At 74.8% G+C, this 26,523-nt stretch carries 23 protein-coding genes, 5 tRNA genes and 3 pseudogenes; 19 read left to right on the top strand and 12 right to left on the bottom strand.

What is annotated here, in order from left to right:
• Position 1 precedes the first annotated feature (1 nt).
• Complete coding sequence (locus RLT57_RS03580) at positions 2-823, bottom strand: aminotransferase class IV (protein WP_311295909.1); 822 nt, start codon at positions 821-823, stop codon at positions 2-4.
• On the bottom strand, positions 820-1,938 hold the full coding sequence (locus RLT57_RS03585; protein ID WP_311295910.1) for a chorismate-binding protein: 1,119 nt from the start codon (positions 1,936-1,938) through the stop codon (positions 820-822). The genes RLT57_RS03580 and RLT57_RS03585 overlap by 4 nt, the downstream gene beginning before the upstream one ends.
• A gap of 246 nt (positions 1,939-2,184) precedes the next feature.
• Between RLT57_RS03585 and RLT57_RS03590 the strand changes: the two genes are divergently transcribed.
• The 5 genes from RLT57_RS03590 to RLT57_RS03610 all read left to right on the top strand — a co-directional run bounded on the left by RLT57_RS03590 (position 2,185) and on the right by RLT57_RS03610 (position 2,667).
• Positions 2,185-2,257, top strand: a tRNA-Gly gene (locus tag RLT57_RS03590).
• Positions 2,258-2,292: 35 nt separating this feature from the next.
• Positions 2,293-2,366: transfer RNA gene (locus RLT57_RS03595), tRNA-Cys, on the top strand.
• Position 2,367: 1 nt separating this feature from the next.
• Positions 2,368-2,439, top strand: a tRNA-Val gene (locus RLT57_RS03600).
• Positions 2,440-2,485: 46 nt separating this feature from the next.
• Positions 2,486-2,557: transfer RNA gene (locus RLT57_RS03605), tRNA-Val, on the top strand.
• A 38-nt stretch (positions 2,558-2,595) separates the two neighbouring features.
• A tRNA-Val gene (locus RLT57_RS03610) sits at positions 2,596-2,667 on the top strand.
• Positions 2,668-2,798: 131 nt separating this feature from the next.
• Here RLT57_RS03610 and RLT57_RS03615 read toward each other — a convergent pair.
• From RLT57_RS03615 to RLT57_RS03625, 3 genes are read right to left on the bottom strand one after another with little or no spacing between them, the layout of a single operon-like run.
• Complete coding sequence (locus RLT57_RS03615) at positions 2,799-2,930, bottom strand: hypothetical protein (protein WP_311295911.1); 132 nt, start codon at positions 2,928-2,930, stop codon at positions 2,799-2,801.
• 2 nt (positions 2,931-2,932) lie between these two features.
• A complete protein-coding gene (locus tag RLT57_RS03620; RefSeq protein WP_311295912.1) occupies positions 2,933-3,142 on the bottom strand; it encodes a hypothetical protein in 210 nt (69 codons plus the stop codon).
• A complete protein-coding gene (locus RLT57_RS03625) occupies positions 3,118-3,630 on the bottom strand; it encodes a hypothetical protein (protein WP_311295913.1) in 513 nt (170 codons plus the stop codon). The genes RLT57_RS03620 and RLT57_RS03625 overlap by 25 nt, the downstream gene beginning before the upstream one ends.
• 341 nt (positions 3,631-3,971) lie before the next feature.
• Here RLT57_RS03625 and RLT57_RS03630 point away from each other — a divergent pair, with 341 nt between their 5' ends.
• Together RLT57_RS03630 and RLT57_RS03635 are read left to right on the top strand one after the other, a co-directional pair.
• Complete coding sequence (locus RLT57_RS03630; protein WP_311295914.1) at positions 3,972-4,463, top strand: hypothetical protein; 492 nt, start codon at positions 3,972-3,974, stop codon at positions 4,461-4,463.
• A gap of 384 nt (positions 4,464-4,847) precedes the next feature.
• Positions 4,848-5,165, top strand: a pseudogene (locus RLT57_RS03635) (zinc-binding dehydrogenase); the annotation flags it as partial.
• Positions 5,166-5,329: 164 nt separating this feature from the next.
• Here the strand turns inward: RLT57_RS03635 and RLT57_RS03640 are convergent.
• The 3 genes from RLT57_RS03640 to RLT57_RS03650 form a co-directional block, all read right to left on the bottom strand.
• On the bottom strand, positions 5,330-5,650 hold the full coding sequence (locus tag RLT57_RS03640; RefSeq protein WP_311295915.1) for a zf-TFIIB domain-containing protein: 321 nt from the start codon (positions 5,648-5,650) through the stop codon (positions 5,330-5,332).
• A 34-nt stretch (positions 5,651-5,684) separates the two neighbouring features.
• Positions 5,685-6,623, bottom strand: coding sequence for a phosphotransferase family protein (locus RLT57_RS03645; protein ID WP_399127969.1), 939 nt, complete (start codon positions 6,621-6,623; stop codon positions 5,685-5,687).
• 678 nt (positions 6,624-7,301) lie between these two features.
• Entirely contained in the window at positions 7,302-7,535 is a 234-nt protein-coding gene (locus RLT57_RS03650) for a hypothetical protein (RefSeq protein ID WP_311295916.1), read from the bottom strand.
• Between the two features lie 222 nt (positions 7,536-7,757).
• On the opposite strand from RLT57_RS03650, the gene RLT57_RS03655 reads away from it, so the two are divergent.
• The 8 genes from RLT57_RS03655 to RLT57_RS03690 all read left to right on the top strand — a co-directional run bounded on the left by RLT57_RS03655 (position 7,758) and on the right by RLT57_RS03690 (position 14,792).
• Positions 7,758-8,927 (top strand): serine/threonine-protein kinase, encoded by a 1,170-nt coding sequence (locus RLT57_RS03655; protein WP_311295917.1) that lies wholly within the window; start codon positions 7,758-7,760, stop codon positions 8,925-8,927.
• Between the two features lie 394 nt (positions 8,928-9,321).
• A complete protein-coding gene (locus tag RLT57_RS03660) occupies positions 9,322-9,753 on the top strand; it encodes a hypothetical protein (RefSeq protein ID WP_311295918.1) in 432 nt (143 codons plus the stop codon).
• Positions 9,754-10,103: 350 nt separating this feature from the next.
• Entirely contained in the window at positions 10,104-10,355 is a 252-nt protein-coding gene (locus tag RLT57_RS03665; RefSeq protein ID WP_311295919.1) for a hypothetical protein, read from the top strand.
• A gap of 119 nt (positions 10,356-10,474) precedes the next feature.
• Complete coding sequence (locus tag RLT57_RS03670; RefSeq protein WP_311295920.1) at positions 10,475-11,263, top strand: DUF2637 domain-containing protein; 789 nt, start codon at positions 10,475-10,477, stop codon at positions 11,261-11,263.
• A gap of 164 nt (positions 11,264-11,427) precedes the next feature.
• A complete protein-coding gene (locus tag RLT57_RS03675; RefSeq protein WP_311295921.1) occupies positions 11,428-11,742 on the top strand; it encodes a helix-turn-helix domain-containing protein in 315 nt (104 codons plus the stop codon).
• Positions 11,715-12,122 (top strand): pyridoxamine 5'-phosphate oxidase family protein, encoded by a 408-nt coding sequence (locus RLT57_RS03680; protein WP_311295922.1) that lies wholly within the window; start codon positions 11,715-11,717, stop codon positions 12,120-12,122. Before RLT57_RS03675 ends, RLT57_RS03680 begins: the two co-directional genes overlap by 28 nt.
• Before the next feature lie 274 nt (positions 12,123-12,396).
• On the top strand, positions 12,397-13,680 hold the full coding sequence (locus tag RLT57_RS03685; protein WP_311295923.1) for an acyl-CoA dehydrogenase family protein: 1,284 nt from the start codon (positions 12,397-12,399) through the stop codon (positions 13,678-13,680).
• Positions 13,677-14,792 carry an acyl-CoA dehydrogenase family protein gene (locus RLT57_RS03690; RefSeq protein ID WP_311295924.1) on the top strand — a complete coding sequence of 372 codons (1,116 nt, stop codon included), beginning with the start codon at positions 13,677-13,679 and terminating at the stop codon, positions 14,790-14,792. The genes RLT57_RS03685 and RLT57_RS03690 overlap by 4 nt, the downstream gene beginning before the upstream one ends.
• A 155-nt stretch (positions 14,793-14,947) precedes the next feature.
• On the opposite strand, the gene RLT57_RS03695 is transcribed toward RLT57_RS03690, so the two are convergent.
• The gene (locus RLT57_RS03695; protein WP_311295925.1) at positions 14,948-15,967 is read right to left on the bottom strand and encodes a LacI family DNA-binding transcriptional regulator; all 1,020 of its coding nucleotides are present in this window, start codon (positions 15,965-15,967) and stop codon (positions 14,948-14,950) included.
• Between the two features lie 178 nt (positions 15,968-16,145).
• Between RLT57_RS03695 and RLT57_RS03700 the strand changes: the two are divergent.
• The 4 genes and pseudogenes from RLT57_RS03700 to RLT57_RS03715 form a co-directional block, all read left to right on the top strand.
• Positions 16,146-16,927, top strand: a pseudogene (locus tag RLT57_RS03700) (ABC transporter substrate-binding protein); the annotation flags it as partial.
• Between the two features lie 53 nt (positions 16,928-16,980).
• Positions 16,981-17,172: pseudogene (locus RLT57_RS03705) on the top strand (carbohydrate ABC transporter permease); the annotation flags it as partial.
• A gap of 95 nt (positions 17,173-17,267) precedes the next feature.
• Positions 17,268-19,550: a glycoside hydrolase family 3 N-terminal domain-containing protein gene (locus RLT57_RS03710; RefSeq protein WP_311300555.1), complete on the top strand. Its 2,283-nt coding sequence runs from the start codon at positions 17,268-17,270 to the stop codon at positions 19,548-19,550.
• A 235-nt stretch (positions 19,551-19,785) separates the two neighbouring features.
• Complete coding sequence (locus RLT57_RS03715; protein WP_311295926.1) at positions 19,786-20,376, top strand: hypothetical protein; 591 nt, start codon at positions 19,786-19,788, stop codon at positions 20,374-20,376.
• 7 nt (positions 20,377-20,383) lie between these two features.
• Here RLT57_RS03715 and RLT57_RS03720 read toward each other — a convergent pair whose 3' ends face one another.
• The 3 genes from RLT57_RS03720 to cobT form a co-directional block, all read right to left on the bottom strand.
• Positions 20,384-21,187, bottom strand: coding sequence for a TrmH family RNA methyltransferase (locus RLT57_RS03720; protein ID WP_311295927.1), 804 nt, complete (start codon positions 21,185-21,187; stop codon positions 20,384-20,386).
• Positions 21,180-22,415 carry a uroporphyrinogen-III C-methyltransferase gene (gene cobA / locus RLT57_RS03725; RefSeq protein WP_311295928.1) on the bottom strand — a complete coding sequence of 412 codons (1,236 nt, stop codon included), beginning with the start codon at positions 22,413-22,415 and terminating at the stop codon, positions 21,180-21,182. The genes RLT57_RS03720 and cobA overlap by 8 nt, the downstream gene beginning before the upstream one ends.
• A gap of 203 nt (positions 22,416-22,618) precedes the next feature.
• Positions 22,619-26,278, bottom strand: a complete 3,660-nt coding sequence (cobT, locus tag RLT57_RS03730) for a nicotinate-nucleotide--dimethylbenzimidazole phosphoribosyltransferase (protein ID WP_311295929.1) — start codon at positions 26,276-26,278, stop codon at positions 22,619-22,621.
• Between the last annotated feature and the right edge of the window lie 245 nt (positions 26,279-26,523).

Consider the following 26,523-nt stretch of genomic DNA (forward strand, 5'->3'; position numbering starts at 1 on the left):
CTCACGGGTTGGGGTGGGCGGCGGACCGCTCGGCGAAGATCCGCATCGCCTTGGCGGTGACCGGGCCGGGGGCGCCCGGCAGGTCGCGGTCGTCCACCCGGCGCACGGCCTGGACGTCGCGCAGGCTGGAGGTCAGGAAGACCTCCTCCGCCTCGGACAGCGCCTCCAGCGGCAGATCGGCCTCCTGGGCCCCGGACCAGTCGACGACCAGAGCGCGGGTGATGCCGGCCAGGCAGCCGGAGTCGAGCGGCGGGGTCAGCAGCCGTCCGCCGAGGACGACGAAGACGTTGGAGCCGGTGCCTTCGCAGAGCCGTCCCCGGGTGTTGCCGAACAGCGCCTCGGAGGCGCCGCGTTCATGGGCGCGGGCGAGCGCGACCACGTTCTCCCCGTAGGAGGTGGTCTTCAGGCCGGTCAGCGCTCCCTTCTCGTTGCGGGCCCAGGGCACGGTGACGACGGTGGTGGTGTCGGGGCGGGGGTCGGCCGGGCCGAGGGCGACGACGAGGGTGGCGCCGGCGCCGCCGCGGTCGGAGCCGAGCGGGGACGGGCCGCCGGTGTAGGTGATCCGCAGCCGGCCGAGCGGCATCGGGTTGGCGGAGAGCACCGCCTCGCAGGCGCCGGCCACCGCGTCCAGGTCGGGCTCGGGCAGGCCGAGGCCGCGGGCGGATCCGGCCAGCCGGTTCAGGTGGCGGGTGAGCGCGAAGGGCCGGCCCCGTACCGCCTTGACGGTTTCGAAGACGCCGTCCCCGACGGTCAGTCCGTGGTCGAACACCGACACGGTGGCGTCCGCGGCGTCCCGCAGCCCGCCGTCGACCCAGATCCTCACGACTGCATCCTTCCCATCGTCCGGTGTCCGGCCGCCGTGCGGCCGCCGGTCCCTGCGCCGCCCGCTTCCCGATCGCCCGGCGGCTCTCCCGACGCTACCGCCAGCAGCCGCGCGGCCTTGAGTTCCGTCTCCGCCCACTCGCCGGCCGGGTCGGATCCCCAGGTGATGCCGGCGCCGGTGCCGAAGCGCAGTACGGGGGCGCCGGGGACGGTCCGGTCGATCCAGAACGTCCGGATGCCGACGGCGAGTTCGGCGGTCTTCCGGTCGGCGTCCACCCAGCCGACCGCGCCGCAGTACGGTCCGCGGGGCGCGGTCTCCAGTTCGGCGATGGCGCGCAGGGCGCTGGATTTGGGCGCGCCGGTGACCGAACCGGGCGGGAAGGCGGCGGCGAAGAGCTCCGGCCAGCCCGCGTCCGGGCGCAGCTCGCCGCGGACGGTGGAGACCAGGTGGACCAGGCCCGGGTGCGGTTCGACGGCGCACAGCGCCGGGACGGTGACGGTGCCGGTGGCGCAGACCCGGCCGAGGTCGTTGCGCACCAGGTCGACGATCATCACGTTCTCGGCCCGGTCCTTGGGGAGGAAGCCGGCCGCGGTGCGGGCGGTGCCCTTGATGGGGCCCGACTCCACACCGGCCCCGGTACGGCGCAGGAAGAGTTCGGGTGAGGCGGTGGCGATCTCCACGCCGTGCGCGGGCAGCCGGACCGTGCCGGCGTACGGGGCGGGGTTGCCGCGGGCCAGGACCGCGCCCAGGGCGTCGATGTCGTGCGCGTGCGGGGCCCGGCCGGCGCCGAGCGGGGCGGTGAGCACCCGGCAAAGGTTGACCTGGTAGACCTCGCCGGTCGCGATGCGGTCGCGGATCGCCCGGACCCCCGCCTGGTAGGTGTCGCGGTCCATCGAGGAGGTCCAGCTTTCGGCGGCCGGGCCGCGCCAGCCGCCGGGGTCGGGCGCGGGGCCGTCGCGGACGTCGCCGAAGCGGGCGCAGACCGTGCGGCCCTCGAAGTCCACGGCGACCGCCCAGAAGCCGGCCGAGTCGAGCGCGCCGAGGTCGGTGGTGACATCCCGCAGGTCGGAGGCGACGCGGCGGCCGAAGCGGGCCATGGGGGCGAGATCGCTCACGGTGCGTTCCCGGGGGCTGGAGGGGGTGGGACCCGAGTGTAGGCGGGGCCGGCGGGCGGGGGCTTGCGGCGGTCCCGGCGCGGTCCCGGCGGCGTGCGGGCGTCAACCGCTTGTCATCGGCCCGGCACGCTGCGGAAACCGGTTTTTGAGCTGGCCCGGGGATCCGCTAGAGTTCACCTCGTCGTCGGGGAGTGCGAACCTCCCGGCGCGGTGGAGGCCCGGGATTCGTTCCGGGTGGCAGTACCTGCGGACGTGGCTCAGTTGGTAGAGCATCACCTTGCCAAGGTGAGGGTCGCGAGTTCGAATCTCGTCGTCCGCTCGATGTGGGGGATCTTCCCGAGCTCCCGCTGTGTTGGTGGAGTGGCCGAGAGGCGAGGCAACGGCCTGCAAAGCCGTCTACACGGGTTCAAATCCCGTCTCCACCTCCAAGGACGATTAGCTCAGCGGGAGAGCGCTTCCCTGACACGGAAGAGGTCACTGGTTCAATCCCAGTATCGTCCACTGGACCCCGACCGGGTCCGCCGCAGGACCGTCCGACGAGGACCCCGCGCGATTAGCTCAGCGGGAGAGCGCTTCCCTGACACGGAAGAGGTCACTGGTTCAATCCCAGTATCGCGCACGCACCGCCGGTGGTATGCAGTCTCATCGGCGATACCAGGACGATTAGCTCAGCGGGAGAGCGCTTCCCTGACACGGAAGAGGTCACTGGTTCAATCCCAGTATCGTCCACAACAGTCCGGCCATCGCTATCCGGTACGCTCCTGGGGCCGCCTCCTAAGGTGGCTCCAGGCCGTTTTCTGACAGCGCCCGCCCTGCCCGGACGAGCCGGGCGGGGCGGGCGTTGGGCGCTGCTGGCGCGGTTACGGTTGTTTCCGCTCCACCATCCCCACCGCGTACACCCCCTGGCCGTCGATGTCCGGAGCGGCGGTATTTCTGGTGACGAAGCGCTGGAAGCTGTCGCGAACCTCGGTGATCTGGCTGTCGAGTTCCACGGTCAGTGCTCCGGATTGTGGGCCCGGTACTCGGCTTCCAGGTCCACCTGAGTGAACTCGTCCAGGCGCATCATGAGCTGGGCGGCCTGGACCCACGGCATGCGGTCGTCGCCGAAGTCGAGGCTGCCGGCGTCTACCGGTACGGGGGCCGGGTAGCTCGGGCGGTACAGCACTCCGTCCACCCCGCTCAGGCGGAAGCGGCGGACCCGCACGGCGGCGTACCTCCCACGCAGGTGCGGGCAGGCCCGGACCGACAGCCAGGCGCACGGCAGGCAGACCGGGGGGGGTGGCCGGTCACCATGTCGGCCGGCCAGGTGCTGCGGTCCTCCGGGTCCTCGCTCAGCAGCCACAGCAGACCGTCGGCGGTGGCGTCCTTCCTGGCGGGCCGACCGCAGACCTGGCACAGCAGGCCTTCCATGGCTTGGCGCTGGCGGAGGAAGTTCACCGTGCCGTACTGGGGCCCGCCCCTGCCGGGGATGCCGGGCATCCGCCGCCAGAGGGTGCCAGTGCTGTCGCGGTCCCACGGGCGCTCGTTGACATAGGCCAACCGGCCCCGGCGCATGGTGACTTCGGGCTGAGTGGTCGTCTCCGCCGGCCAGGAGGCGATGAACGGCACGCGGTCGGTCAGGCGGAGGCCGCCGACGGGTCGGCGGTCGGAGTGGCGAAGGGTGGCAACACGAGGGCTCGATGGCCGTTGCATAGGAGCTTCCCTGCGAGCGGAGGGGTAGGGCTACCCGCTGTCAGCCGCCTGCGATCACCGGCACACCCTGTGACGGCGGCGGGTTCGGTGCAGAACTTCCCGGTTCAACCGCCAACATTCGCCGTTGTATTGCCGCCCTGCGGTTCGGCGCTACCGTTCAGACAAGAGCCGTGCGTGCATAGCAGACGGGGGAGGAGCGTTGGCTTCAAGCCTCGTAGCCGTCGGCAGGAACAGACTCAGGCCGCCCAGCAGTTGCGCGCCCAGGGGTGGAGCTGGGCGCAGGTGGCCGCCGAGTTCTGCGCTCGCTATCGCGTCAACCCCCCTGGCAGGAAAAACCACGCGTGGGAATCGACCATGCCATCGCCGCCCAGACATGGGCCACCCAGTCCGGCAGCCACATGGCGCGGGCCTATTCGGCAGACGTAGCAGCCAAGGCATTTGCGGCAGCCGGACACGAAGGCAAGGCGAGGGCGGCCCTGGAAGCTGAGCGAACGGCAGCCGCGGAGTCTCGTGCCGACGGTCAACCGCCGGCAACCTGGTGGTATTTCTACGACGAGTCGTTTTACTGGGGAACGCGCAGCAAGGTCAGCCTGGACCTGCGCAATCCCGATGACGCCGTCTACCCGGCAACAACAACCTTGCCCCTCCGGGACCTGGCGAATGCCCGAGACTTCACACACCTTCTGACTCGTCTGGCTGAGGCTCGTGTCCAGCAGGGCGACATTCACGAAGCGAGCCAGGTCGTCACAGAGGCTGCTCGCATCACGGCCGTCAACCGCGCACCCCGGTTGGAGCAGAGCATCCGCGACGTACGCATGAGCCTTTCGCCGTAGCAGCGCACCAGGTCGGTGCGGCGGCTCGATGAGGCACTGCGAGCGTATGGCGTTGGCAGCGTCGGGGTGTGACAGCGCCTAACACAATGAGGTGGATGGGGCCTGGTGGCGGTGTCCGACCTGCGGATTGGGCGTTGGGCGGTCGTGGGAGCCTCCACGAGCCCGCGGAAGCGGGGTCCCGCTGATCGTGGAGCTGGTACTGGCCGACGAGGACACCGTCCGCGAGGGAGTCCACCGAGCCGAACGGCCTGCCGTCGCTCAGCCGGGGCGTCACTCGGGCGTGCCCTGCCGGGTCGGTCCGCGGCAGGCGCTTGCCGCTCCGGGGCCGGTGTCCGACAGCGGTCGCCGAACGGCCGGTACCGGCTCGATCCGGGCTCAGGCCGGGCGGGCGGCGGTGTCACCGCCGCCATCGACCTGTACGGGACGGAGACCGTGCATGCGGCGAGGGAGCTCGGCGTACCGGACGGCCGCATCTGCACCATCGCCGCGCACGTCGACGGCGTACCGGCGGCCAACGGCGCCGACGCGGCTCCCGGCGCCCTGGAAGAGGTCGCCCGCCTGGTCGCGGCGGGCCGGCTCCGGGTGCCTGTCGCGGCGAGCTTCCCGGTCGGGCAGATCCGCCGCGCGGCCGAGCTCCAGGCCGGCCGGCACGTGCACGGCAAGGTCGTCATCGACCTTGCGGCCAAGGCCGTCGTGACCTGAGCCCGGCGTGTCGCCGCGCCCCTGGGTTCGACGATCTCGCCCACCGCCAGGCGCCCGACGCCGGATCGGCCGGCGAGTCGGCAGCCCGGCGCGTCCGCGTGCGTGCACGAACAGGCCGGAGGGCCGGAAGCGATCTCGCTTCCGGCCCTCCGGTGTCTCACCGGTCAGGACGAGAACAGCATGTGCGCGAAGCCGTGACCGCCGCGGTGGCCGCCGCCGTGGTGGCCCCCGTGGTGACCGCCCTGGTGGCCGCCGCCGTACGGGGCCGCGGCCCATGCCGGGGCGGCGGGCTGCTGCGGGTAGGCGGGCGGGGCCGGATAGGACTGCGGCGGCGGGGCGGGCTGGGTCCACCGGCCTTCGAGCTGGGTCAGCGCCTCAAGCTCCCCGTAGTCCAGGAAAATACCCCGGCAGGTGCCGCACTGCTCGATCTGGACGCCGTTGCGGTTGTACGTCTGCATCTGGCCGTGACACTTGGGGCAGACCATGGGCTGTTCAACTCCTCGCAATAAACAGGTACGTTCATTTTAGGTGGGCGATACGGGCGCAGGTGGCCAGCAGTTCGGACTCGGCCTCGTCCAGGTCGCGTTCCTCGCGGGCCGCCTTGGTCACCGCGGTAGCGGCGCTCTGCACCGCCAACGTCCGTGCCGGCACGTCGAGACGGCCCCACGGGTCGCCGTCGCCCGGTACCGCGGTGCCGCCCGCGTCCCGGTAGGCGGCGAGGAAGCGGACCCACACCTCGGGTGCCAGCAGGCCGGCCGCGAACCACATCGCGGGCCGGGCCAGGTCCCAGCCGGGCTCCCCCAGGCCGAGGTCGTCGACGTCGATCAGCAGCCAGCGGCCGTCCGGGGCCGGGTAGCGGACCAGCTGGCCGAGGTGCCAGTCGCCGTGGCACACCGCGGCGCGGCCCTCGCGCGGCGTCTCGTCCCGGGCCCAGCCGGGCAGCCGGCGCCAGGCCAGCCGTACGGTCCGGGCGGCGGCGCTGTCCGGGGCGGCGCGCAGCCGGGCCATCGCGCGGGCGGCCTTCGCCGGGCCGCGCATCGGCGGCAGCGGACCGGGCAGTTCGGCGGGCGGTACGGAGTGCAGCCGGGCGAGCAGCACGGCGGCGTCCTCCCAGGGCGCGGCCCGCGGATCGCCGGGATCCACCGGCCGGCCGTACGGCCAGACGCTCACCGCCCGGCCCTCGGCCGACAGGGCGCCGGCGGCGGGCCGGTACGGGGGCAGCAGGATGTCCCGCATCCGGGGGTGGGCGGCGACGGCGAGCCGGCTGCCGAGCGCGGCGAGGTCGGTGTCGGCGGCGTGCGCCTTGGCCACCGCGCCGCCGACCCGGACGACGGTGGCGTCGGGCCGGTCGGCGACGACGACGGCGGGCCCGTCGCCGCCCGCGACCGCCGCGTACGCAGTTAGCGCGGCCGTCAGCGGGCCGGCGGCCGGCCCGGGCGCGGGCGCGGGTCCCGGCACTGACGTGCGTGCGGGCGCGGACACGGCTGGGGACGCGGACGGGAGCGCCTGCACGGACACGGGCTCCGGTGCGGACGGAGCTGCCGGTGCGGGCGCCGTCGGCGATACCGGCACCGGCTCAATTCCCGGTGCGGGCGCAGGCGTCGGCGCGGGCGGAGGTGCCGGCGCAGGCGCCGGTCCCGGCGCAGGCGCAGGCGTGGGCGTGGGCGTGGGCGTGGGGGAACGTACCGCTGCTGTCGGGTCGGCCGGAATCACGTGCTGCTCCCCGTCCTGGGCCCTGGGTCCTCGCCCCGCGGGAAGGGCGGGACCAGGACAGCGTAATGCCCGGGTATCTGGTGATACCCGGGCAACCGCAGTCGTCCGCCGTACCCCCGTCCCCACGGGGTTGTGCCGGTGTGTCCTCGGCCCGGACCGCTCTTCCGGACCACGGGGTGCCCGAGGGCGCCCCAGGCCGGCCACGGACGACGTATGTGGGGGGCGGCGGGCTCCTGACCTCGGGGGACGAGTGCATCGCCCGCCGCTTGACCTCAACACTAGGGGCGGCCCGGCACCCCGGTCGTCACTCCCTCGTACCCCTTCGCGGGCCTCCCGGAGGATGACGGCCCGGCCGCGGGGTACTCCCCTGGGTGGAGGAACGGGCCCCGGACGCCGGGGACATCCCCGAGACGCGGCGTCGGTTCAGCCGGCCTGGTCGTCGTCCCGCGGGATCGGCTGCTCGACCAGGGCCAGGACGCGGGTGGCCATGAAGCGGGCGGTACGGATCACCGTGCCACTGCGGGTGACCTCGCTGACCTCCACGACCCCGCGGCGTACCGCGGTCTCGACCCGGCGGCCGGCTCGGGTGGCGATGACCTCATAGGTGCGGGTGGTGTCCCCCGCGTCGACGACGATTTCCACACGATCACCTTTCACGGCGTCAATCCCCCTCGGCAGACGGTCCGTTGGCGAATCGGGGAACAGTGGCGGCTCGCTCCCCACTCCCAGGGTCCCACCCGGCACCGACAATTCACGGTCCGTCGCCTGCGGGGCTTCGGCACGGACGGGGACGTGAGTCCGTAAGCTGTGGGCGGCCGACCGGCCAGTCAGCGGAGTGGGGCCCTTCCCCCACCACCGGAGGTAGGGGACGGACAGGACATGGCGATGATGCGGCTCCGGCGCGAGGATCCGCGGGTCGTCGGCGCGTTCCGGCTGCACCGGCGGCTGGGCGCGGGCGGCATGGGCGTGGTGTACCTGGGGGCGGACAAGCGCGGTCAAAGGGTGGCGCTGAAGGTGATCAGGCCGGAGTTGGCCGAGGACCAGGAGTTCCGGTCCCGGTTCGCCCGTGAGGTGTCCGCGGCCCGGCGGATCCGCGGCGGCTGCACCGCCCGGCTGGTGGCGGCGGACCTGGAGGCCGAACGGCCGTGGTTCGCCACCCAGTACGTACCCGGCCCCTCGCTGCACGACAAGGTCGCCGAGCACGGCGTGCTGCGGGCCGCCGAGGTCGCCACGATCGGGGCGGCACTCGCCGAGGGCCTGGTGGCGGTGCACGAGGCCGGGGTGGTGCACCGGGACCTCAAGCCGTCGAACATCCTGCTGTCGCCCAAGGGGCCGCGGATCATCGACTTCGGGATCGCCTGGGCGACCGGTGCGAGCACGCTGACCCACGTCGGAACGGCGGTCGGCTCGCCGGGTTTCCTCGCGCCGGAGCAGGTGCGCGGGGCGGCGGTGACACCGGCCACCGACGTCTTCGCCTTCGGCGCGACGCTGGCGTACGCGGCGACCGCCGACTCCCCGTTCGGGCAGGGCAGTTCCGAGGTGATGCTGTACCGGGTGGTGCACGAGGAGCCGGACCTGGCCGGGGTGCCCGACGTGCTGGCGCCCCTGGTCTACGCCTGCCTGGCGAAGGACCCGGCGGACCGGCCGAGCACGGCGCAGTTGTCGGAGCGGCTCGGGGAGATCGCGCACCGCGAGGCGCGCGGCGTCGGGGCCCCGCGCCGGGAGGGCGTCCCGAAGGCCGCGGGGCCGCGCCCGGAGCGGCCGGTGGGGCGACGGGCCGAGGAGTACGCGGCGCAGCGCACCGCGCCGCGGACCGGCGGAGGCACGGGGCGGGCCACCGGCCGGACGCCGGCGCCGGGCGCCGGGGCGACGCGGCAGGACCGGTTCGCGCAGCCGCCGCATCACTCCCATCCGTCGCACCCCTCGGTCCGGACGCCCGCCGCACGGCGCGCGCAGGGGGCCTCACGCCGGCTGCTGCGGCAGCGGCTGGTGGTCTTCGTGATCGTCACGGTGCTGGCGGCGGTGTGCATCGCGGTGCTCCAGCGGTGACCGGGGCGGGCCGGCTCCACCGTGCGCCGGCTGGCGGGCCGTACGGCCGACCGCGCGATCCCGTTCCCGCCGCGGGCGGTTCGGCGACCGCCTGACGGTTCGTCAGGCCGGGTCCGCCCGTGGTCGCGGCCCACCGTGGCCGCATGGACACGTACAGTGAACCGAGGTACAGTGCCGGCGGCTTCGTCGGTTGTCGGGGGCGGTCCCGCCGGGACTGCTCCCCCGCGGACGGGCCGGTCCGCGGGGACGCCGGGCCGGACCCGCCCGCGCCGCGCAGGAGGGCACCCGCGGCCACGCCGGCCCCACCACACAGGCGTGCCTGCTGGCGGCCGAGGCCCGCGGCTGCGCCCTGCTCGGGGACAGGAGGACCTGCGAGTCGTCCGCAGGAAAGGCGATGGACGCTCTCGACCGGCCCGGCCCGGAGAAGGAGCCCGGTTGGATCGTCCACTTCGACCGGGCGTACCCGGCCGACGGGCAGGCGCACTGCTACCTCGACCTCCGGCAGCCCGAACTCGCCGCGCGCAAGGTTGAGGAGGCGCTGTCCTGGCATCCGGAGCACCGGGTGCGCCGCCGTACCAGCGATCTGCTGCTGCTCGCCACGGCCCGGTTCCAGACCCGGGACGTGGAGGGGGCGTGCGAGAGTGCCACACAGGCGGTGACGCTGCTCGCGCAGCTCAGGTCGACTCTCGACGTCGAGTACCTGAACAGGTTCCGCTCCCCGCTGCGGTCCTTCGAACGGGAGAGCGCGGCGCGCGACTTCGAGGCCGGGCTGCGCGCCGCGGCGGGCCGTTCGATCCTCGGCCGTTCGGAGATCCGGTACGCGTGAGGGCGCCGGGACCGGGCCGGTGGCGGCCGCCCGTCCCGCCCCGGGCCCGGCGGGCCGCCGCGGCGCCTTCCGGGAAAGGCGGGAGCGGGAGAACAACGTTATTCCGATTCCTGAGGATGCCAGGCGTTTCCGCGGCCTACCGTGCGCCGGCGATGGGACGGTGGGCGGCGGCGTCCCGGACCTCGGCGGAACCCACCGGGATTTCCGGGCGCAGGGGCGACCGGGTATCGAGCCGCGACGTACGAACGTAGCCCGCGGCCCGGCCCGTGGACGGGTCGGCATGCCAGGATTTTTACCCGCGTCACCTGAATGGCAGCACGCGATATATGCATCGCGGTCGTTGACAAAACATGAGTGAGTTCACCACCAATACCGCATCGGCGGAATCCGCCGCACCCGTCGGCCACTGGCTCGGCGCATGGATTTTCATCCCGGCCTCCCTCGGCCCCACCGGCGAGCACCGGAACGGCTACCTGCGACGCGGCGGCGATCACGTCCCTCTTCTGCACTGCTCGGTGGACCTGGCCGAGTTCGCCGAGCTGATGGCCGACATCGAGGCGGAGTTCTCGCGGGGATACGCCGCCCGCCAGGAACGCGTGTGACCGGATCATCGGGATGATCAGACCGCCGCGGCCCAGGGCCCCGGACGGCGCAGCCGGAATCACCGGGCCGGGCGAGCCGTCCGACCGGACCGGCGTGAAGCAAGGACACGAGACCTTCCATGTATGAATTCCCCTCCCAGCAGGGTGTGGCGGACAACGATTTCCTCACCGCCCCCTATCCCGGTCCGTGGCACGGCCACGCGACCGTGTACGAGACCATGGAAGAGCCTGGATCTTTCCCGCCCGGTCCTGACGGTATGAACGGAGTCCTGCAGTCGGACGCGGAGCTGCGGCAGTTCCTGGAAGCGTCGATGAGCCATGAGGCCACCGCCGGGCTCGCCCTGCACATCGACACCGGCGACGTCCCGCTGTCCCGGCGCCGTCACCGCAAGGCCCGTGCGGAGCCGCAGCGGTGGAAGCCGACCAGGGGGGAGGCGCTCAGCTTCTCCATGCTGGTCATGTCGGTCGGCATCATGGCCGTCGTCAGCGTGCTGGGCGGGACGGTGACGCACGATCCCCTGCGCCGGTTCGCCGGAGCCCAGACGCCGGGCGGGCTGGCCTGCTGGTGGCCGCTGCTGGTGTACGGCCCGTGGACGGCCGCTTCGCTGTCCATCGTGCGCGCCGCCTTGTACCAGCGCCGGGCCCTGCACGCGTGGGCCGTGGTGCTCGCCTTCTCCGCCTTCGCCATCGTGTTCTGCGTCGTCCAGACGCCGCGGACGTTCACCGGCGTGAGCGTGGTGAGCCTGCCGACCATCGCCACGCTCGCCTGTTTCCAGCAGCTCATCCGCCAGATCACCCTGACCAAACCCCCGGTCCCGCGCGCCACCGGGGCGCACCGCGGGCGCATCGGCCCGCCGAGGGCGCCGAGCCACGGGGGCGCACCGCCGTACCGGCCGCCCGGCGCCTGAGCGGGAGCCGGACACCGGGAGGGGAGCCCGGCGCCCGGCCTGGCGACCCCCTGCTTCCCGGCGCACGATGGGAAAAGAAGGAAAAAAGGGAACGGGAAAAGGGCCGGGGTACGGCACGGGTCGGCGGACGAGGCGACGGGTCCGGCCGGGCGAGGTGGGACGACATGGCATCGGACGACCGGACGGACGGGTCGGGCGCACCGGACACCCCCGTCGCGGGCCCACCGCCGGATCTGGCCGGGCGGGTGGCCCGGTACTGCGGGCAGCTCGGTATCACCGCGTCCGAACTCGCCGACCGCGCCGCGATGGCGCCCGCCTACCTCCGGCACCTGGAGGAGCTGGGCTACGGCTTCGACGAGGACGGGCTCCGGCGGCTGGCCGGAGCGCTGCACGTGACGTACGACGAGCTGCTGGCCGGGCGTGCCGACGAGCCCCCGGACAGACGCCGCCGGTGCCCGGCGCCCGGTTGGAGAAGCTGACCGCGCAGGAGTGCTGGAACCGCCTGGGACACCACGGCATCGGCCGGATCGCGCTGCCCGGCGGGGAGGGCACACTCGTCCTTCCGGTCAACTACGTCGTCGAAGGCGGCGGCATCGTCTACTCCACCGCCCGCAGCGGCGCCGCGGCCGCCGACCCGGGCCAGGACATCACCTTCGAGGCCGACCACACCGGCGAGCACCGCGCCGACGGCTGGAGCGTCCTCGCCTTCGGCTCCGCCGAGCACGTCACCGGCGAGCGGGCTGTCCGCCGCTACGCGCGACGCCCCGGCGCGCAGCCGCGGGCCGGCGGCATCCGCGACCTGTGGATCCGCGTCGTGCCGGCCCGGCTGACCGGCCGCGCCATCCGCACGGCGGGCTGACCGGCCCACTGGCCCACCGGGCAGGCGGCAGGCGGCAGGCGGCAGGCGGCTGATCCGCGCCGGGGGCTCAGCGTTGCCGGGGGACTCTTCCGAAAGCCGGCCGCGGCGGAGAGGGCGACCGCTGCCGGGAGCCGGCCGGCCGCCGGGGACCGTTCACGACTCCCGGCGACCGCGCCGGCGAGCCGGTGGCGCCGCCCCCTGTTGCCGGGCGGGCGGTTCGGTTACGTTTCCAAGCGCTTGCTTAGGCAGGGTCGGACGGCGAGAGGGTGGCGGTATGGCGAGGGCGGGAAAGGACGCGGGCCCCTTCGGGGCGGGGCGCGAGGTCGAGGAGGACCTGCGGCGCCGGGCCGCGGCACTGGCGCGCCGGTGGGACCCGGGGGACGGCGTACCACTGGACTTTCTGCGGGCCCGGTTCGACGCCGGGCTGGCGTGGGTGCATTTCCCGGTGGGGCTGGGCGGTCTCGGCGCGCCGCGCGCCGCACAGCGGGTGGTGGACGAGGAGCTGGCGGCGGCCGGGGTGCCGGACAACGCTCCCGGGCGGATCGGGATCGGGCTGGGGATGGCGGCTCCGACGATCCTGCGGTACGGCACCGAGGAGCAGAAGCAGCGGTTTCTGCGCCCGCTGTGGACCGGCGAGGAGGTGTGGTGCCAGCTGTTCAGCGAGCCGGGCGCCGGATCGGACCTTGCCGGACTGCGCACCCGCGCGGTACGCGAGGGGGCCGGTGCCGGCGCCGGGGGCGGGGAGGAGGCCGGCTCCGGGGACGGGACCGGCGGGGCCCCGGACTGGATCGTGGACGGGCAGAAGGTGTGGACGTCCGGCGCGCACAACGCCCGCTGGGCCATCCTCATCGCCCGCACCGACCCCGGCGTGCCCAAGCACCAGGGCATCAGCTACTTCGTGTGCGACATGACGGACCCCGGTGTCGACGTCAGGCCGCTGCGGCAGATCACCGGGGAGGCGGAGTTCAACGAGGTCTTCCTGACCGGGGTGCGGATTCCCGACGCGCACCGGCTGGGCGGGGTCGGTGAGGGATGGCGGGTCGCGCAGACCACTCTGATGAACGAGCGGGTCGCGATCGGCGGTACGGCGCTGCCCCGCGAGGGCGGGATGATCCGGCCGGTCGCCGCGCTCTGGCGGGAGCGGCCCGAGCTGCGGACGCCGGAGCTGCACGACCGGCTGCTGGGCCTGTGGGTGGAGGCGGAGGCGGCCCGGCTCGGCGCGGAGCGGGTGCGCCAGCAGCTGGCGGCCGGCGCCCCGGGGCCGGAGGGGTCCGGGCTGAAGCTGGCGTTCGCCGGACTCAACCAGCGGATCAGCGGCCTTGAGGTGGAGCTGCTCGGCGAGGAGGGCCTGCGGTACGGAGACTGGACGGCGGTCCGGCCGGAGAGCGTGGACTTCTACGGCCGGGACGCGGGCTACCGCTATCTGCGGGCCAAGGGCAACTCCATCGAGGGCGGCACCTCGGAGATCCTCCGCAACATCATCGCCGAGCGGGTGCTGGGCCTGCCGGCGGAGCCCCGGACCGACAAGGACGCCGCCTGGAAGGACCTGCCCCGATGAACCTGCTGTACACCGACGTGGAGGACACGCTGCGGGCCGCGGTCCGCGATGTGCTGGCCGACCGCTGCCCGCCGGCCGCGGTGCTCGGCCGGATCGAGGGCGGCGAGCCGTACGACCCGGCGCTGTGGCGGGTGCTCGCCGCCGATCTGGGGCTGGCCGGGCTGCTGGTGCCGGAGAAGCTGGGCGGCCAGGGCGCGTCGGCGCGGGAGGCGGCCGTGGTGCTGGAGGAGCTGGGCGGGGCGGTGGCGCCGGTGCCGTTCCTCGGCAGCGCGGTGCTGGCGACCTCGGCGCTGCTGGGCTGCGACCCGGCCGACCCGGGGGTCGCCGCTCTGCTCGGGCGGCTCGCCGGGGGCGCGGCGACGGCGACGCTGGCCGTACCGCTGTCCACCGCGCCCGGGGACCCCTTCCCGCACAGCGTACGGGCGGACGCCGACGGGCGGCTGACCGGGACGGTCACGAGCGTCGCGGACGCGGTGACGGCGGATGTGGCGGTGGTCGCGGCGGTCGGTCCCGAGGGCCCCGGGCTGTACGAGGTGGCCGCGGCCGAGGTGGCGGTCCGGCGGTTCGGCGCGCTGGACCTGACCCGGCCCCCGGCGGACCTGCGGCTGGAGGCGGCGGCCGGGCGGCTGCTGCCCGCGGCCGATCCGGCGGCGGCGCTGGGGTCGGCGCTGCTGACGGGTGCCGCCCTGCTGGCCTCGGAGCAGCTGGGGGTGGCCCAGTGGTGCCTGGACGAGACGGTCCGGTACCTCGGTGAGCGGCGTCAGTTCGGGCGGATCGTCGGTTCGTTCCAGTCGCTCAAGCACCGGCTGGCGGACCTGTGGCTGGAGGTCGTCAACGCCCGCGCCGCGGCCCGCGCGGCGGCGGACGCGGTGGCCTCGGAGGCGGTGGACGCGGCCGTCGCGGTACGGGTGGCGCAGGCGTACGTGAGCGGGGTCGCCGTGCGCGCGGCCGAGGAGGCGGTCCAGCTGCACGGCGGTATCGGCATGACCTGGGAGCACCCGCTGCACCTGTACCTCAAGCGGGCGAAGGCCGACACCATCGCGCTGGGCACGCCGGGCCGCCATCGCGCGGCGCTCGCCGCCCTGGTGGACCTGCCGCCCGCGCGGGGGTGAGGCGCGAGCGACGCGTGAGCGGCAACCGGACCGGGGACGCCGCTGCCCCCGGCGGCTGACCGACCAGGGGCGTGAGGAATCGCGCGCGCAACCGACCCCACCGGCGGATCGTCCGCGCACGACGCCAGCCGCCCCCTCGGGCCGGCACGGCGCCCTCACGCCGGCGGCGGCGCCGTGCTCTTCCTGACCACCAGGCTGGTGGCCAGCTCGATCCGGGTGGTGGTCCGCTCCCCCGCCCGCAGCCGCAGCAGCATCTCCGCCCCGGCCTCGGCCATCCGGCGCAGCGGCTGGTGCACGGTGGTCAGGGCCGGGCGCGACCACTGCGCGACGGCCACGTCGTCGTAGCCGACCACGGAGAGGTCGTCGGGGGTGCGCAGGCCCAGCGTGGCGGCGGCCTCCAGTACGCCGATGGCCTGGAGGTCGCTGCCGGCGAAGACGGCGGTGGGGCGGTCGGGGCCGCGCAGCATGTCGAGGGCGCGCACGTAACCGCCCTCGACATGGAAGTCGCCGTGGGCGACGAGGCCGGGGGTTGTCGTCAGGCCGGCCGTGGACATCGCGGAGCGGAAGCCGTCGAGCCTGGCCAGCGAGCACATCATGTCCTCCGGGCCGGTGATGACGCCGATCCGGCGGTGGCCGAGTTCGATGAGGTGGCGGGTCGCGGCCAGGCCGCCGGACCAGTTGGCGGAGCCGACCGAGGGGACGTCGGGTTCGGGGTCGCCGGCCGGGTCGATGATGACGAACGGGATGGACCGGGACCGCAACTGCCGCTTGAACTCGGCCGGCAGGGCCGAGAAGACCAGGATCACGCCGAGCGGCCGGCGGCGCAGCACGCCTTCGATCCACTCCGGGCCCGGCGCGTGGCGGGTGCCGCTCTGGGTGAGCACCACGCTCGCGCCGTTCTCGGTGGCGACCTTCTCCACGCCGAGGATCAGCTCCATCGCCCAGATCGCGTCCAGTTCGTGGAAGACGATCTCGATCAGCGGCGCGTCCGGCGGGGTGCGGGCGCCGCGCCGGTAGCCGTGGGCCGCCAGCAGCCGCTCGATCTTGAGCCGGGTCGGCGGCGAGACGTCCTGGCGGCCGTTGAGCACCTTCGAAACTGTCGAGACCGAAACTCCGGCGTTTTCGGCAACCTGGGCCAAAGTCACCCGGTCCGCGGTCTCGTCATCGTCGTCCATGGACCGCAGCGTACGTCATTCCGGGCGCGCGGCCGACGTAACGCTTTGATAACCGCCGACCCGAGGGTTGACCCCTCTCCGGTCGAACCCTAGCGTCACAGCACGACGCATGTTTCGGTAGAGATCTCGAAACTTTCGAGAGGCAGGACGATGACAACATACGCACGGCCCTCCCGCGGTGGCCGGCGGCGTGACGCTCGTACTCGGACTGTCCCTCGCCGCCTGCGGCGGTGGCGACTCGGGCGGCAGCGGGTCCGGCCGGTTCCACGTGCTGGTCCACGGGGACGCGACGAACGAGGTGGAGAAGCAGATCGTCGCCACCTTCAACAAGACGTCCGAGGTCAAGGCGGTGCTGGACACCATCCCCGGCGCCGACTACCAGCAGAAGCTGCAGGCCGTCATCAACACCAAGCAGGCCCCGGACGTCTTCTTCAACTGGGGCGGCGGCAGCATCCAGCCCTTCGTCACGGTCCAACCCCTGCTGCCGCTGGACGGCCTCATCGCCAGGAACCCCGCGCTCAAGGCCGACTTCCCGCCCTCGGTGTCCAACACCACGGTGATCGACGGCAAGCCGTACGGCATCCCGATGCGCGACACCCAGCCGGTGCTGCTGTTCAGCAACACGAAGGTGCTCGCGGCCGGCCGGGCCGGCTTCGAACTGACGGGTTCCTGGGAGTACTCCACCCAGCAGGACGCCGGCCCGGACTGCGCGGCGTCCGACCTCGGCTACGGTCCTTCCCCGGTGTCCAGGGCGGCAAGGGCGGCAAGGGCGACCCGGGCGACGTGGTCGGCAACACCAACGACTTCCGCTCGGTGCTGAAGAAGACCAGGTACCCCGACGCCATAGCCGAGTTCCTCAAGCTCCAGTACTCCGACGAGTTCGTGAAGGCGCGACCGGCCGTCGGCAACCTGCTCGGCACGCGCAGCGGCGCATCGGGGTGCTCGTCTTCGTCGGGGCCTGGCAGCACACGCCGTTCCACACCCTCATCTACCAGGGCGCGGCCCGCGCGATCCCCCTGGTGCTCACCCAGTCCGACTCGGCGAAGGTCCTCACCTTGGGCCTGTACAACTTCCGGACCCAGCACGGCGTCGACATCCCCGGCCTGCCGGCCGCGGTGGTGCTGTCCATGCTGCCCATCCTCGTCGTCTACCTGTTCGCCCGCCGCGCCCTGACCCAGGGGCTGATGGGCGTCGGAGGAAAGTGACCGGCACCGTGATCGAAGAGACAGATTCCGCTGCTCCCGCCTGGCGTGACCGGGCGCTGGCGCCGACCGCCAGGGCGGACGCGCTGATCGCCAGGATGACCCTGCGGGAGAAGATCGCCCAGCTGTTCGGCGTGTGGGTGGGGGCCTCCGACGAAGGCGGCGAAGTCGCCCCGTACCAGCACGAGATGGAGGCACCCGTCACCCTGGAGTCGCTGCTGCCGGACGGCCTCGGGCAGCTCACCCGGCCCTTCGGCACCGCGCCCGTCGATCCGGCACTCGGCGCGCTGTCGCTGCTGCGCACCCAGCGCCGGATCGTGGCGGCGGGCCGCTTCGGCATCCCGGCGCTGGCCCACGAGGAGTGCCTGGCCGGCTTCGCCACCTGGGGCGCCACCGCCTACCCGGTGCCGCTGTCGTGGGGCGCGACCTTCAACCCCGCGCTGATCCGCCGGATGGCGGAGCGGATCGGGCGCGACATGCGCTCGGTGGGCGTGCACCAGGGGCTCGCCCCGGTGCTCGACGTGGTGCGGGACGCCCGGTGGGGCCGGGTCGAGGAGACCATGGGGGAGGACCCGTACCTGGTGGGCACGGTGGGCACCGCCTACGTCCGGGGTCTGCAGGCCGGCGGGATCGTCGCCACCCTCAAGCACTTCGCCGGCTACTCCGCCTCCCGGGCCGGACGCAACCTCGCCCCGGTGGGAATGGGCGCCAGGGAGCGCGCCGACGTCATGCTGCCGCCGTTCGAGATGGCGGTACGGGAGGGGGGCGCGCGCTCGGTGATGCACGCCTACACCGACACCGACGGGGTGCCGGCCGCGGCGGACGAGCAGTTGCTGACCGGACTGCTGCGGGACACCTGGGGCTTCACCGGGACGGTCGTCGCCGACTACTTCGGCATCGCGTTCCTCAAGACCCTGCACGGGGTGGCGGCGACGCTCGGCGAGGCGGCCGGCACCGCGCTCGGCGCCGGTGTGGACGTCGAACTGCCCACGGTGAAGGCGTTCGGCGAGCCGCTGCTGTCGGCGGTGGCCGGCGGCGAGGTGGACGAGGCGGTGGTGGACCGGGCGCTGCGGCGGGTGCTGGCCCAGAAGGCCGAGCTCGGGCTGCTCGACGCGGACTGGGACCCGGTGCCGGCCGCGCTGGCCGACCTCGATCTGACGGACCCTCAAGCCCTGCGCGGGCGCCTGGAGTTGGACACCGCCGAAAGCCGCGCGCTAGCGAGGGAGGTCGCCGAGCAGAGCATCGTGCTGCTGCGCAACGACGGCACCCTGCCGCTGGGCCGGCCGGCCAGGATCGCCGTCGTCGGCCCCAACGCCGAGGCGCCGACGGCCGTTCTGGGCTGCTACGCCTTCCCCGTGCACGTGGGCGGGCAGCATCCGGACGTACCGGCCGGCATCGGGCTGCCGACGCTGCGGGAGGCTCTGGCGGCGGAGTTCCCCGCGGCCGAGGTCGTCACAGCCCCGGGGGCCTCGGTCGACGGCACCGACGAGAGCGGCTTCGCCGGGGCGACAGCCCTGGCCCGTACCGCGGACGTGGTCGTCGTCGCGCTCGGCGACCGGGCCGGGCTGTTCGGCCGCGGCACCAGCGGGGAGGGCTGCGACGCCGAGTCGCTGGCCCTGCCGGGCGTGCAGCAGCGGCTGCTGGACGCCCTGTTGGACACCGGGGTGCCCGTGGTGGTGACCCTGCTCGCCGGGCGGCCCTACGCGCTCGGCCGGGCGGCGGGCGAAGCGGCGGCGATCGTGCAGACCTTCTTCCCCGGCGAGGAGGGCACCGGGGCCATCGCCGGCGTGCTCAGCGGCCGGGTCGCCCCCTCGGGCCGGCTGCCGGTGTCCGTCCCCCGCGGCCCCGGGGCCCAGCCGTCCACCTATCTGACGGCCCGGCTGGGTCAGGCCAGCGAGGTGTCCAGCATCGATCCGACGCCGGCCTTCGGCTTCGGGCACGGGCTGACGTACACCACGTTCCGCTGGTCGGAGCTGGAGGTGGAGAGGCTGCGTGCGGCCACGGACGGGGAGATCCGGCTGGCGTTCACCGTGCGCAACACCGGTGCGCGGGCGGGGACGGAGGTGGCGCAGCTGTACCTGCACGACCCGGTCGCGTCCGTGGTGCAGCCGGTCCAGCGGCTGATCGGGTACCGGCGGCTCGACCTCGCGCCGGGAGAGGCGGCCCGGGTCACCGTCCGGGTGCCCACCGACCTGGCCGCCTTCACCGGGCGGGACGGCGGGCGGATCGTGGAGCCGGGCGCGGTGGAGCTGCGGCTCGGCCCGTCCTCCGCCGACCCCCGGCTGACGGTGGTCTGCACTCTGACCGGGCCGGTCCGGCGGTTGGACCACACCCGGCGGCTGCACGCGGACTTCACCGCCGGGCCGCACCGGGCGGACTGACCACCCGTCAGGGGCCGTGCCGGCCGGCCGGGCCCGGCGTACGTCATCTGCTGTTCACCTACCGTAATGCAGCGGAAACACCGCCTTGATGTGCTGTAACGGCAGGAAACCGCCGACGGGCGGCGGGCGGGACCACGGGGTCCTCCCTCCCCGTACCACCGGACGATCGGGACGGCCCCGGCTGCCCGTGCCAGGCCGTCGCGCCGGCGGTCCGCCGGAGCAGGAGGCCGCCCGAATGGTGTCCGACAGATCGTCATCAGCACGGGCCGACGACGCGGTGCCCGCCGCCGCCCGCGGCTTCGTCAGCGTCGAGCGGTACGAGCTCCCGCCCTCGCGGACCGCCCGCACACCCCTGCCGCCGGACGACGCCTTCGCGGCCGCGCCCGCGCTGTCGGTGGCCGTGCGCACCCCGTCGGGCGGGGTGCTGCTGCGGGCCACCGCGGGCGCCGCGCGGCCCGGCGGACCGCGGGTCCTGGACGAGCACTTCGTGGTCGACGCCGACGTCCACCGCGAACAGCGCTGGCTGGACTGCGCCGACGTGCTCTGCGGAAGCCGGACGCGCGGCGCCGGCGACGCGGCCGGATGGCTGCGCCGCATCGCGGCCGGGCGCAGTGGCTGCCGGATGGCCGCGGTACCGCTGGCCAAGGGCGGCTGGGCCGTCCTGGACACCGCTCGGCAGCAGGTGACGGTGCTGCCGGTCGACACCCCTCGCGGGCAGTGGTTATGGCCCTCCTGCCTGCTGGGCTGGCTGACGGCGGGCGGCTCGCTGCAAGAACTGGCGTCCGTGCGGCCCGCCTACCACTCCCCCGCCGGTCCCTGCCGCTGAGCCGCCCTCACGGCCTGGTCGCGTAGAAGGCCACGGCCGAGGCGGCGGCGACGTTCAGGGAGTCCACTCCCCCGTCCATCGGGATGCGCACCCGCAGGTCCGCCGCGCGCAGCGCCGCCTGCGACAGGCCGTCGCCCTCGGTGCCGAGCAGCAGGGCCAGCCTCCGGTCCCGGCGGGCGGCGAGTTGGTCGAGGGTGACGGAGTCCTCGGCCAGGCACAGGGCCGCCGTCACGAAGCCGTGCGCGCGCAGCAGCCCGACGTCGGCCGGCCAGGACTCCAGCCGGGTCCAGGGGACCTGGAAGACGCTGCCCATCGACACCTTCACCGCGCGCCGGTAGAGCGGATCGGCGCAGCGCGGCGTGAGCAGGACGGCGTCGACGCCCAGCGCCGCCGCGTTGCGGAAGGCCGCGCCGAGGTTGGCGTGGTCGACGGTGTCCTCGAAGACCGCGATCCGGCGCGCGCCGGCCAGCAGTCCGGCCGGCGCGGGCAGCGGGCCGCGGGCCATCGAGGCGAGGGCGCCGCGGTGCACGTGGTAGCCGGTGACCTGTTCGGCGACCGCCGGGGCGACCAGATAGACAGGCGCGGTGGACGCCGCGATCACGTCGCCCATCACGCCCCGCCACTTCTCCGACAGCAGCATCGAGCGCATCCGGTAGCCCGCGGCGGCGGCCCGGCGGATGACCTTCTCGCCCTCGGCGATGAACAGGCCCTCGGCGGGTTCGCGGCGGCGCCGCAGTTCCACGTCGGTGAGCGAGGTGTAGTCGGCCAGCCGGGGGTCGGCCGGGTCGTCCAGGACGACGGGTTCAGCCACGGCCGCCCGCCGCCCCCCTGCCGACCCCCACCACGTCGCCGACGACGACGACGGCGGGCGGCCGTACCTCTTCGGCGGCGACCCTCGCCGCGACCGTCGCGAGGGTGGCGTCCACCCGGCGCTGGGCCGCGGTGGTGCCCTCCTGGACGACGGCGACCAGCGTGTCGGCGGCCCTGCCGCCCGCGATCAGGGTGGCGGCGATGGCGCCGATCCGCTCCACCGCCATCAGCAGCACCAGGGTGCCGCGCAGCCGGGCCAGCGCGGACCAGTCGACCAGCGAGCGCGGGTCGTCGGGGGCGAGATGGCCGCTGACCACGGTGAACTCGTGGGCGACGCCCCGGTGGGTGACCGGGATGCCGACGGCGCCCGGCACGCTGATGGAGCTGGAGATCCCCGGTACGACGGTGACCGGGATGCCCGCCTCGGCGAGTGCCTCGGCCTCCTCCATGCCGCGGCCGAAGACGTAGGGGTCGCCGCCTTTGAGCCGGACGACGGCCCTGCCCGCCCTGGCGTGTTCGATCAGCGCCGCGTTGATGGCCTCCTGGGCCATCGCCCGGCCGTACGGGATCTTCGCCGCGTCGATGACCTCGACGTGCGGCGGCAGTTCGTCCAGCAGGTCGCGGGGGCCGAGCCGGTCGGCGATCACCACGTCGGCCTCGGCGAGCAGTCGGCGGCCTCGCACGGTGATCAGGTCGGGGTCCCCGGGGCCGCCGCCGACCAGGGCGACACCCGCGGTACGCATCCGGTGCTGCGGCGCGACCAGGCTGCCGTCCCGCAGGCCGGCGACCACCGCGTCCCGGACGGCCGCGGAGCGCCGCGGGTCCCGGCCGGTCAGGACGGCGACGGTCACCCCGTCGGTGCGGCCGGTCGCCGGGGTCCAGGCGGTGGCCGCCTCGGCGTCGTCGCTGCGTACGCACCACACCCGCCTCGCTTCCGCCTCGGCGGAGGCGGCGGCGTTCGCGGCCCCGTCCGTGCTGGCGACCAGCGCGTACCAGGCGCCCTCCAGGTCCCCGCTCGCGTACGCCCGGCGCTCCCAGCGCAGTTCGCCGGCCGCCGCCATGGCCTCCACCGAGGGGGTCGCCGACGGCGACACCAGCACGATGTCGGCGCCCGCCGACACCAGCGCGGGCAGCCGCCGCTGCGCCACCTGCCCGCCCCCGACCACCACCACCCGCCGCCCGGCCAGCCGCAGCCCGACGGGATACGCGGGCGCGTCGTGCGGCTCCATCTGTGACTCCTCGCGGTTCGTCTGCTTCTCCCAAGCCTCCGGGAGCCCCGCCCCGAGCCACCACCCTACGGGCCGCGGCCCTCGCGGCCTTCCGGGGAGCCGGGCGGCGGGCGTCCCATCGCGGCCGCGGGACCGGACGCGGACCGGGCACGGACCGGATGACGCCGCCGGCCGCCGCGGGCGGCCGGCGGCCCCGGTGGGGGTTACGCCTTCTCGGTGACGCCGGCCGCGTCGAAGGTGGCGACCTCGTGCATGACCCGGGCCGCGCTCTGCACCAGCGGGAGGGCGAGCAGCGCGCCGGTGCCCTCGCCGAGGCAGAGGTCGAGGTCGACGAGCGGGCGCAGGCCCAGGGTGGTGAGGGCGGCCACATGGCCGGGTTCGGCGCTGCGGTGGCCGGCGATGCAGGCCGCCAGGACCTCGGGGGCGATCGCGCGGGCCACCAGCGCGGCGGCGCCGGCGCTGACCCCGTCGAGGATCACCGGGGTGCGCAGGGCCGCGGCCCCGAGGAGCAGGCCCACCAGAGCCGCGTGTTCGAGGCCGCCGAGGGCCGCCAGGACACCGATCGGATCGGCCGCGTCGGGCTGGTGGAGTTCCAGCCCGCGCCGGACCACCTCGATCTTGCGCGCGTGCATCTCGTCGTTGATGCCGGTACCGCGCCCGGTGACCTCCGCCGGGTCGACCCCGGTGAAGACCGAGATCAGCGCGGCCGACGCGGTGGTGTTGGCGATGCCCATCTCACCGGTCAGCAGCGCCCTGTTGCCCGCGGACACCAGGTCCCTGGCCGTCTCGATGCCGATCTCGACGGCGCGCAGCGCCTCGTCGCGGGTCATCGCGGGGCCCGCGGTGAAGTCCGCCGTGCCGGCCCGTACCTTCCGCGGCAGCAGCCCCGGTGTGCTGGGCAGTTCGGTGGCGACGCCGACGTCGATGACGCACACCTCGGCCCCCACCTGGTTGGCGAACGCGTTGCAGACCGCGCCGCCGTCGAGGAAGTTGGCCACCATCTGCGCGGTGACCTCCTGCGGCCAGGAGGTCACCCCTTGGGCGTGCACGCCGTGGTCGCCGGCGAAGATCGCCACCGCCGCGGGTTCCGGAATGGGCGGCGGGCACTCCCGGGACAGCCCGCTGAGCTGTGCGGAGATGATCTCCAGCACGCCGAGCGCGCCGGGCGGCTTCGTCATCCGCTTCTGCCGCTCCCACGCCTCGCCGAGGGCCTTGGCGTCCAGCGGGCGGATCCCGCGCAGGGTCTCCTCCAGCAGGTCCTGCGGTTCCTCGCCGGGCAGTGCCCGGTTGCCGTACTCCTCCTCGTGCACGACCCAGGACAGCGGCCGGCGCTGGGACCAGCCGGCCTGCGTCAGCTCCGGTTCCTCGGGGAAGCCGTCGACGTAGCCGATGCAGAGGTAGGCGACGACCTCCAGGTGCTCGGGCAGGCCGAGCGCGGCGACCATCTCGCGCTCGTCGAAGAAGCTGACCCAGCCGACGCCGAGCTCCTCGGCGCGGGCCGCCAGCCACAGGTTCTCCACCGCGAGCGCCGAGGAGTACGGGGCCATCTGCGGCTGGGTGTGCCGGCCGAGGGTGTGCCGGCCGCCCCGGGTGGGGTCGGCGGTGACGACGATGTTCACCGGGGTGTCGAGGATCGCCTCGATCTTCAGCTCGCGGAACTGCCGGGCCCGGCCCTTGGGCAGCGACTTGGCGTACGCCTCGCGCTGGACCGCGGCCAGCTCGTGCATCCTCGTGCGGGTCTTCTCGGAGCGGATGACCACGAAGTCCCAGGGCTGCGAGTGGCCGACACTGGGCGCGGTGTGGGCGGCCTCAAGGACGCGCAGCAGGACGTCGTTCGGGATCGGGTCGGAGCGGAAGCCGTTGCGGACGTCGCGGCGCTCCCGGATCACGCGGTGCACCGCGTCCCGGACGGCGGGCTCGTACGGCTCTGCGGGGGCGTGGCCCGCCTCCCCCCGGCGCGCGGCCGGGGCCGGAACGGGCGCCGGGGCCGCCGCGGACGCGGGATCGGCTGCCGCCTCCGGACCGGGTAGGGGCTCGGGTGCCGGGCCGGGCTCGGGTGCCGGGCCGGGCTCGGGTGCCGAGCCCTCCGCCGGTACCGGTACGGGCGCGTCCGCCGACGGGGCCGGCTCCGGCGCCGGCGCGGCGCGGCGCCGGCGGCCCTTGCCCGCTTCCGGCTCCACGATGACCACGGTGGGCTGCTGCTCAGCCCCGGCGGCCCCGGCCGCTATGGCCTCGGGCGCCCGCACCACGAACTCCCCCGAGCCGTCCGGGATCTGCGGCACGTGCGGCACGTGCGGAGCAGGCTGATCGGGCGGAGCGGGCTGCTGGACGGCGACGGGGACCCCGGGCACGGCCGGCGGCAGGTCGGCCCCGCCGACTGCTCCCGGGCCGGCCGGGCCGGGAGCAGTCGGAGCGGTCGGAGCGGTCGCGGTCCCGGCGTCGGACACGGCGGGCGCGGGCGGTGCGACGGCTGCCGGGGGCAGCGCAGCCCCGGGCACGGGCACGGCCGCCACCGGAACTCCCGGGGGCGCCTCGACCGCTGCCGGACTCCCGGCGCCGTCCTGGGTACCCGTGGCGGCCGCCGTCTCGGGGGCCGTCGCACCGGGGGCCTCGGCGGGAGCGGGCGCGGCGGGCTGAACGGGTGCCTCGGGAAGGGGCGCCGGGCCGACGGCGCCGGGCAGGTGCCCCACCGGCCCCACCGGCTGCTCCGGTACGGGCTGGTCGGCCAGGGGCTGGTCGGCCAAGGGCTGGTCGGCCAAGGGCTGTTCGGCCAGGGGCTGCACACCCGCGGGCGGCTGCTCGGGCACCGGCTGCCGCTCGGCCACGGGCTGCGGGAGCGGCGCGGCGTCCGGTGCGCCCTCCGCGGCCGGCTCGGGCTCGGGTTCCGGCACGGGCGGGACGGCGGGGACCGCCTCGGGCACCGGCGTGGCCGACGGGGCGGGCGCGGCCACGCCCACCGCGGCGCTCGCCACCTGGTCGGGCGGCGCTCCCGGTGCTCCGGCCGGTCCCCCGGTCTCCGCTGCCCCCTGGAGCCCCTGCGCGCCCGGTGCGCCGGGCGCCGCGAACCGCGGCGCCTCCGCGTCGGGCACCGGCTCCTGGGCCGGCGGGACGTGCTGGGACGGCACGAAGCTGTCGGCGTGCGGGATGAGCGACTGCTGCGAGGGGATCTGGGAGGAGGGCGTCAGAGGTCCGGTGGGCGCCGCGGGCCACGCGCTGCCGGGCGGCGGCGCCGCGGGGTTCGACGGCTCGCCGGTCTGCTGCGCGGGGATGCCCGTCGTCCCGTCCGGGGGGACGTCGAGGTATTCGGGGCCGGGGGCGGGGGGTCCGGGCCGCACCGCCGGGCCGCGGTCGGCGAGGGAGCGCACCGAGACTCCGCCGCTGGGCGTGTCCGGAATGGGCGGGCCCAGGTGCAGCGGGCGGCGCGGGGCGGCGGGCGGGGCGCCCTGCTCGACGGTCCCGGGTCCGGTGGCCACCGCCGACGCGCCGGCCGGCTGCGCGGCCGCCGGCTCGGCGAGGCCCCGCGGCACGGCCAGCGGCTCCGCCGCGGGCAGCGGCGCCCCCGGGTCGAGAGCCGAGGGCGTGTCATAGCGCTGGGGCGGCACCGGCTGCGGATCGCTCCAGCTGCCCTGCGGGCCGGGCATCAGCAGGACGTCGTCCTCGTCGTCCAGCCCGGTGCCGGGCGCGGCGGGCTGGTCGAGGTAGTCGTAGGCGGGCGCGCCGTGCGGGTCGGCCTGCGGGTCCGTCGCCCATCCGGACTGCTGGGGAACGCCGTTGCCGGGAAGGTCGGTGTACGGCTGGTGAACCGCGTCCCCGACCGGGTTCCCCGGTAGCCCCTCGCCGGGGATCTGACCGGTGTCCGTCATGCGTGCCCCTCGCCCATCGGTTCCGCTCCTTCCAGCCGTTGCGCCAGCCACAGCCCGGCCCCCACGAACAAGTAACGAGCGTGTCAGGGATGCGGCACGTCGGCGCCCGGGTGCCCGCGAGCCCGACACCCCGTCAACGCATGACGACAGCACAACGATCCGTCAGCCTACCTCGCGGCGGACGGCGGTCCGCCCAGGAGTCCGAACCTCGGGACGTATCTCACACCACCCCCTCCCGTACTGCT

It is taken from the genome of Streptomyces sp. ITFR-21 (assembly GCF_031844685.1).
Lineage (GTDB): Bacteria > Actinomycetota > Actinomycetes > Streptomycetales > Streptomycetaceae > Actinacidiphila.

Bases quoted from the DNA above. Each gene is read 5' to 3' on its own strand.
- RLT57_RS03625 (WP_311295913.1), bottom strand. From the start codon at position 3,630: ATGCAACGGCCATCGAGCCCTCGTGTTGCCACCCTTCGCCACTCCGAC.
- RLT57_RS03640 (WP_311295915.1), bottom strand. From the start codon at position 5,650: ATGGTCTGCCCCAAGTGTCACGGCCAGATGCAGACGTACAACCGCAAC.
- RLT57_RS03655 (WP_311295917.1), top strand. From the start codon at position 7,758: ATGGCGATGATGCGGCTCCGGCGCGAGGATCCGCGGGTCGTCGGCGCG.
- RLT57_RS03660 (WP_311295918.1), top strand. From the start codon at position 9,322: ATGGACGCTCTCGACCGGCCCGGCCCGGAGAAGGAGCCCGGTTGGATC.
- RLT57_RS03665 (WP_311295919.1), top strand. From the start codon at position 10,104: ATGAGTGAGTTCACCACCAATACCGCATCGGCGGAATCCGCCGCACCC.
- RLT57_RS03670 (WP_311295920.1), top strand. From the start codon at position 10,475: ATGTATGAATTCCCCTCCCAGCAGGGTGTGGCGGACAACGATTTCCTC.
- RLT57_RS03675 (WP_311295921.1), top strand. From the start codon at position 11,428: ATGGCATCGGACGACCGGACGGACGGGTCGGGCGCACCGGACACCCCC.
- RLT57_RS03685 (WP_311295923.1), top strand. From the start codon at position 12,397: ATGGCGAGGGCGGGAAAGGACGCGGGCCCCTTCGGGGCGGGGCGCGAG.
- RLT57_RS03690 (WP_311295924.1), top strand. From the start codon at position 13,677: ATGAACCTGCTGTACACCGACGTGGAGGACACGCTGCGGGCCGCGGTC.
- RLT57_RS03695 (WP_311295925.1), bottom strand. From the start codon at position 15,967: ATGGACGACGATGACGAGACCGCGGACCGGGTGACTTTGGCCCAGGTT.
- RLT57_RS03710 (WP_311300555.1), top strand. From the start codon at position 17,268: ATGACCCTGCGGGAGAAGATCGCCCAGCTGTTCGGCGTGTGGGTGGGG.
- RLT57_RS03715 (WP_311295926.1), top strand. From the start codon at position 19,786: ATGGTGTCCGACAGATCGTCATCAGCACGGGCCGACGACGCGGTGCCC.
- cobA (WP_311295928.1), bottom strand. From the start codon at position 22,415: ATGGAGCCGCACGACGCGCCCGCGTATCCCGTCGGGCTGCGGCTGGCC.
- cobT (WP_311295929.1), bottom strand. From the start codon at position 26,278: ATGACGGACACCGGTCAGATCCCCGGCGAGGGGCTACCGGGGAACCCG.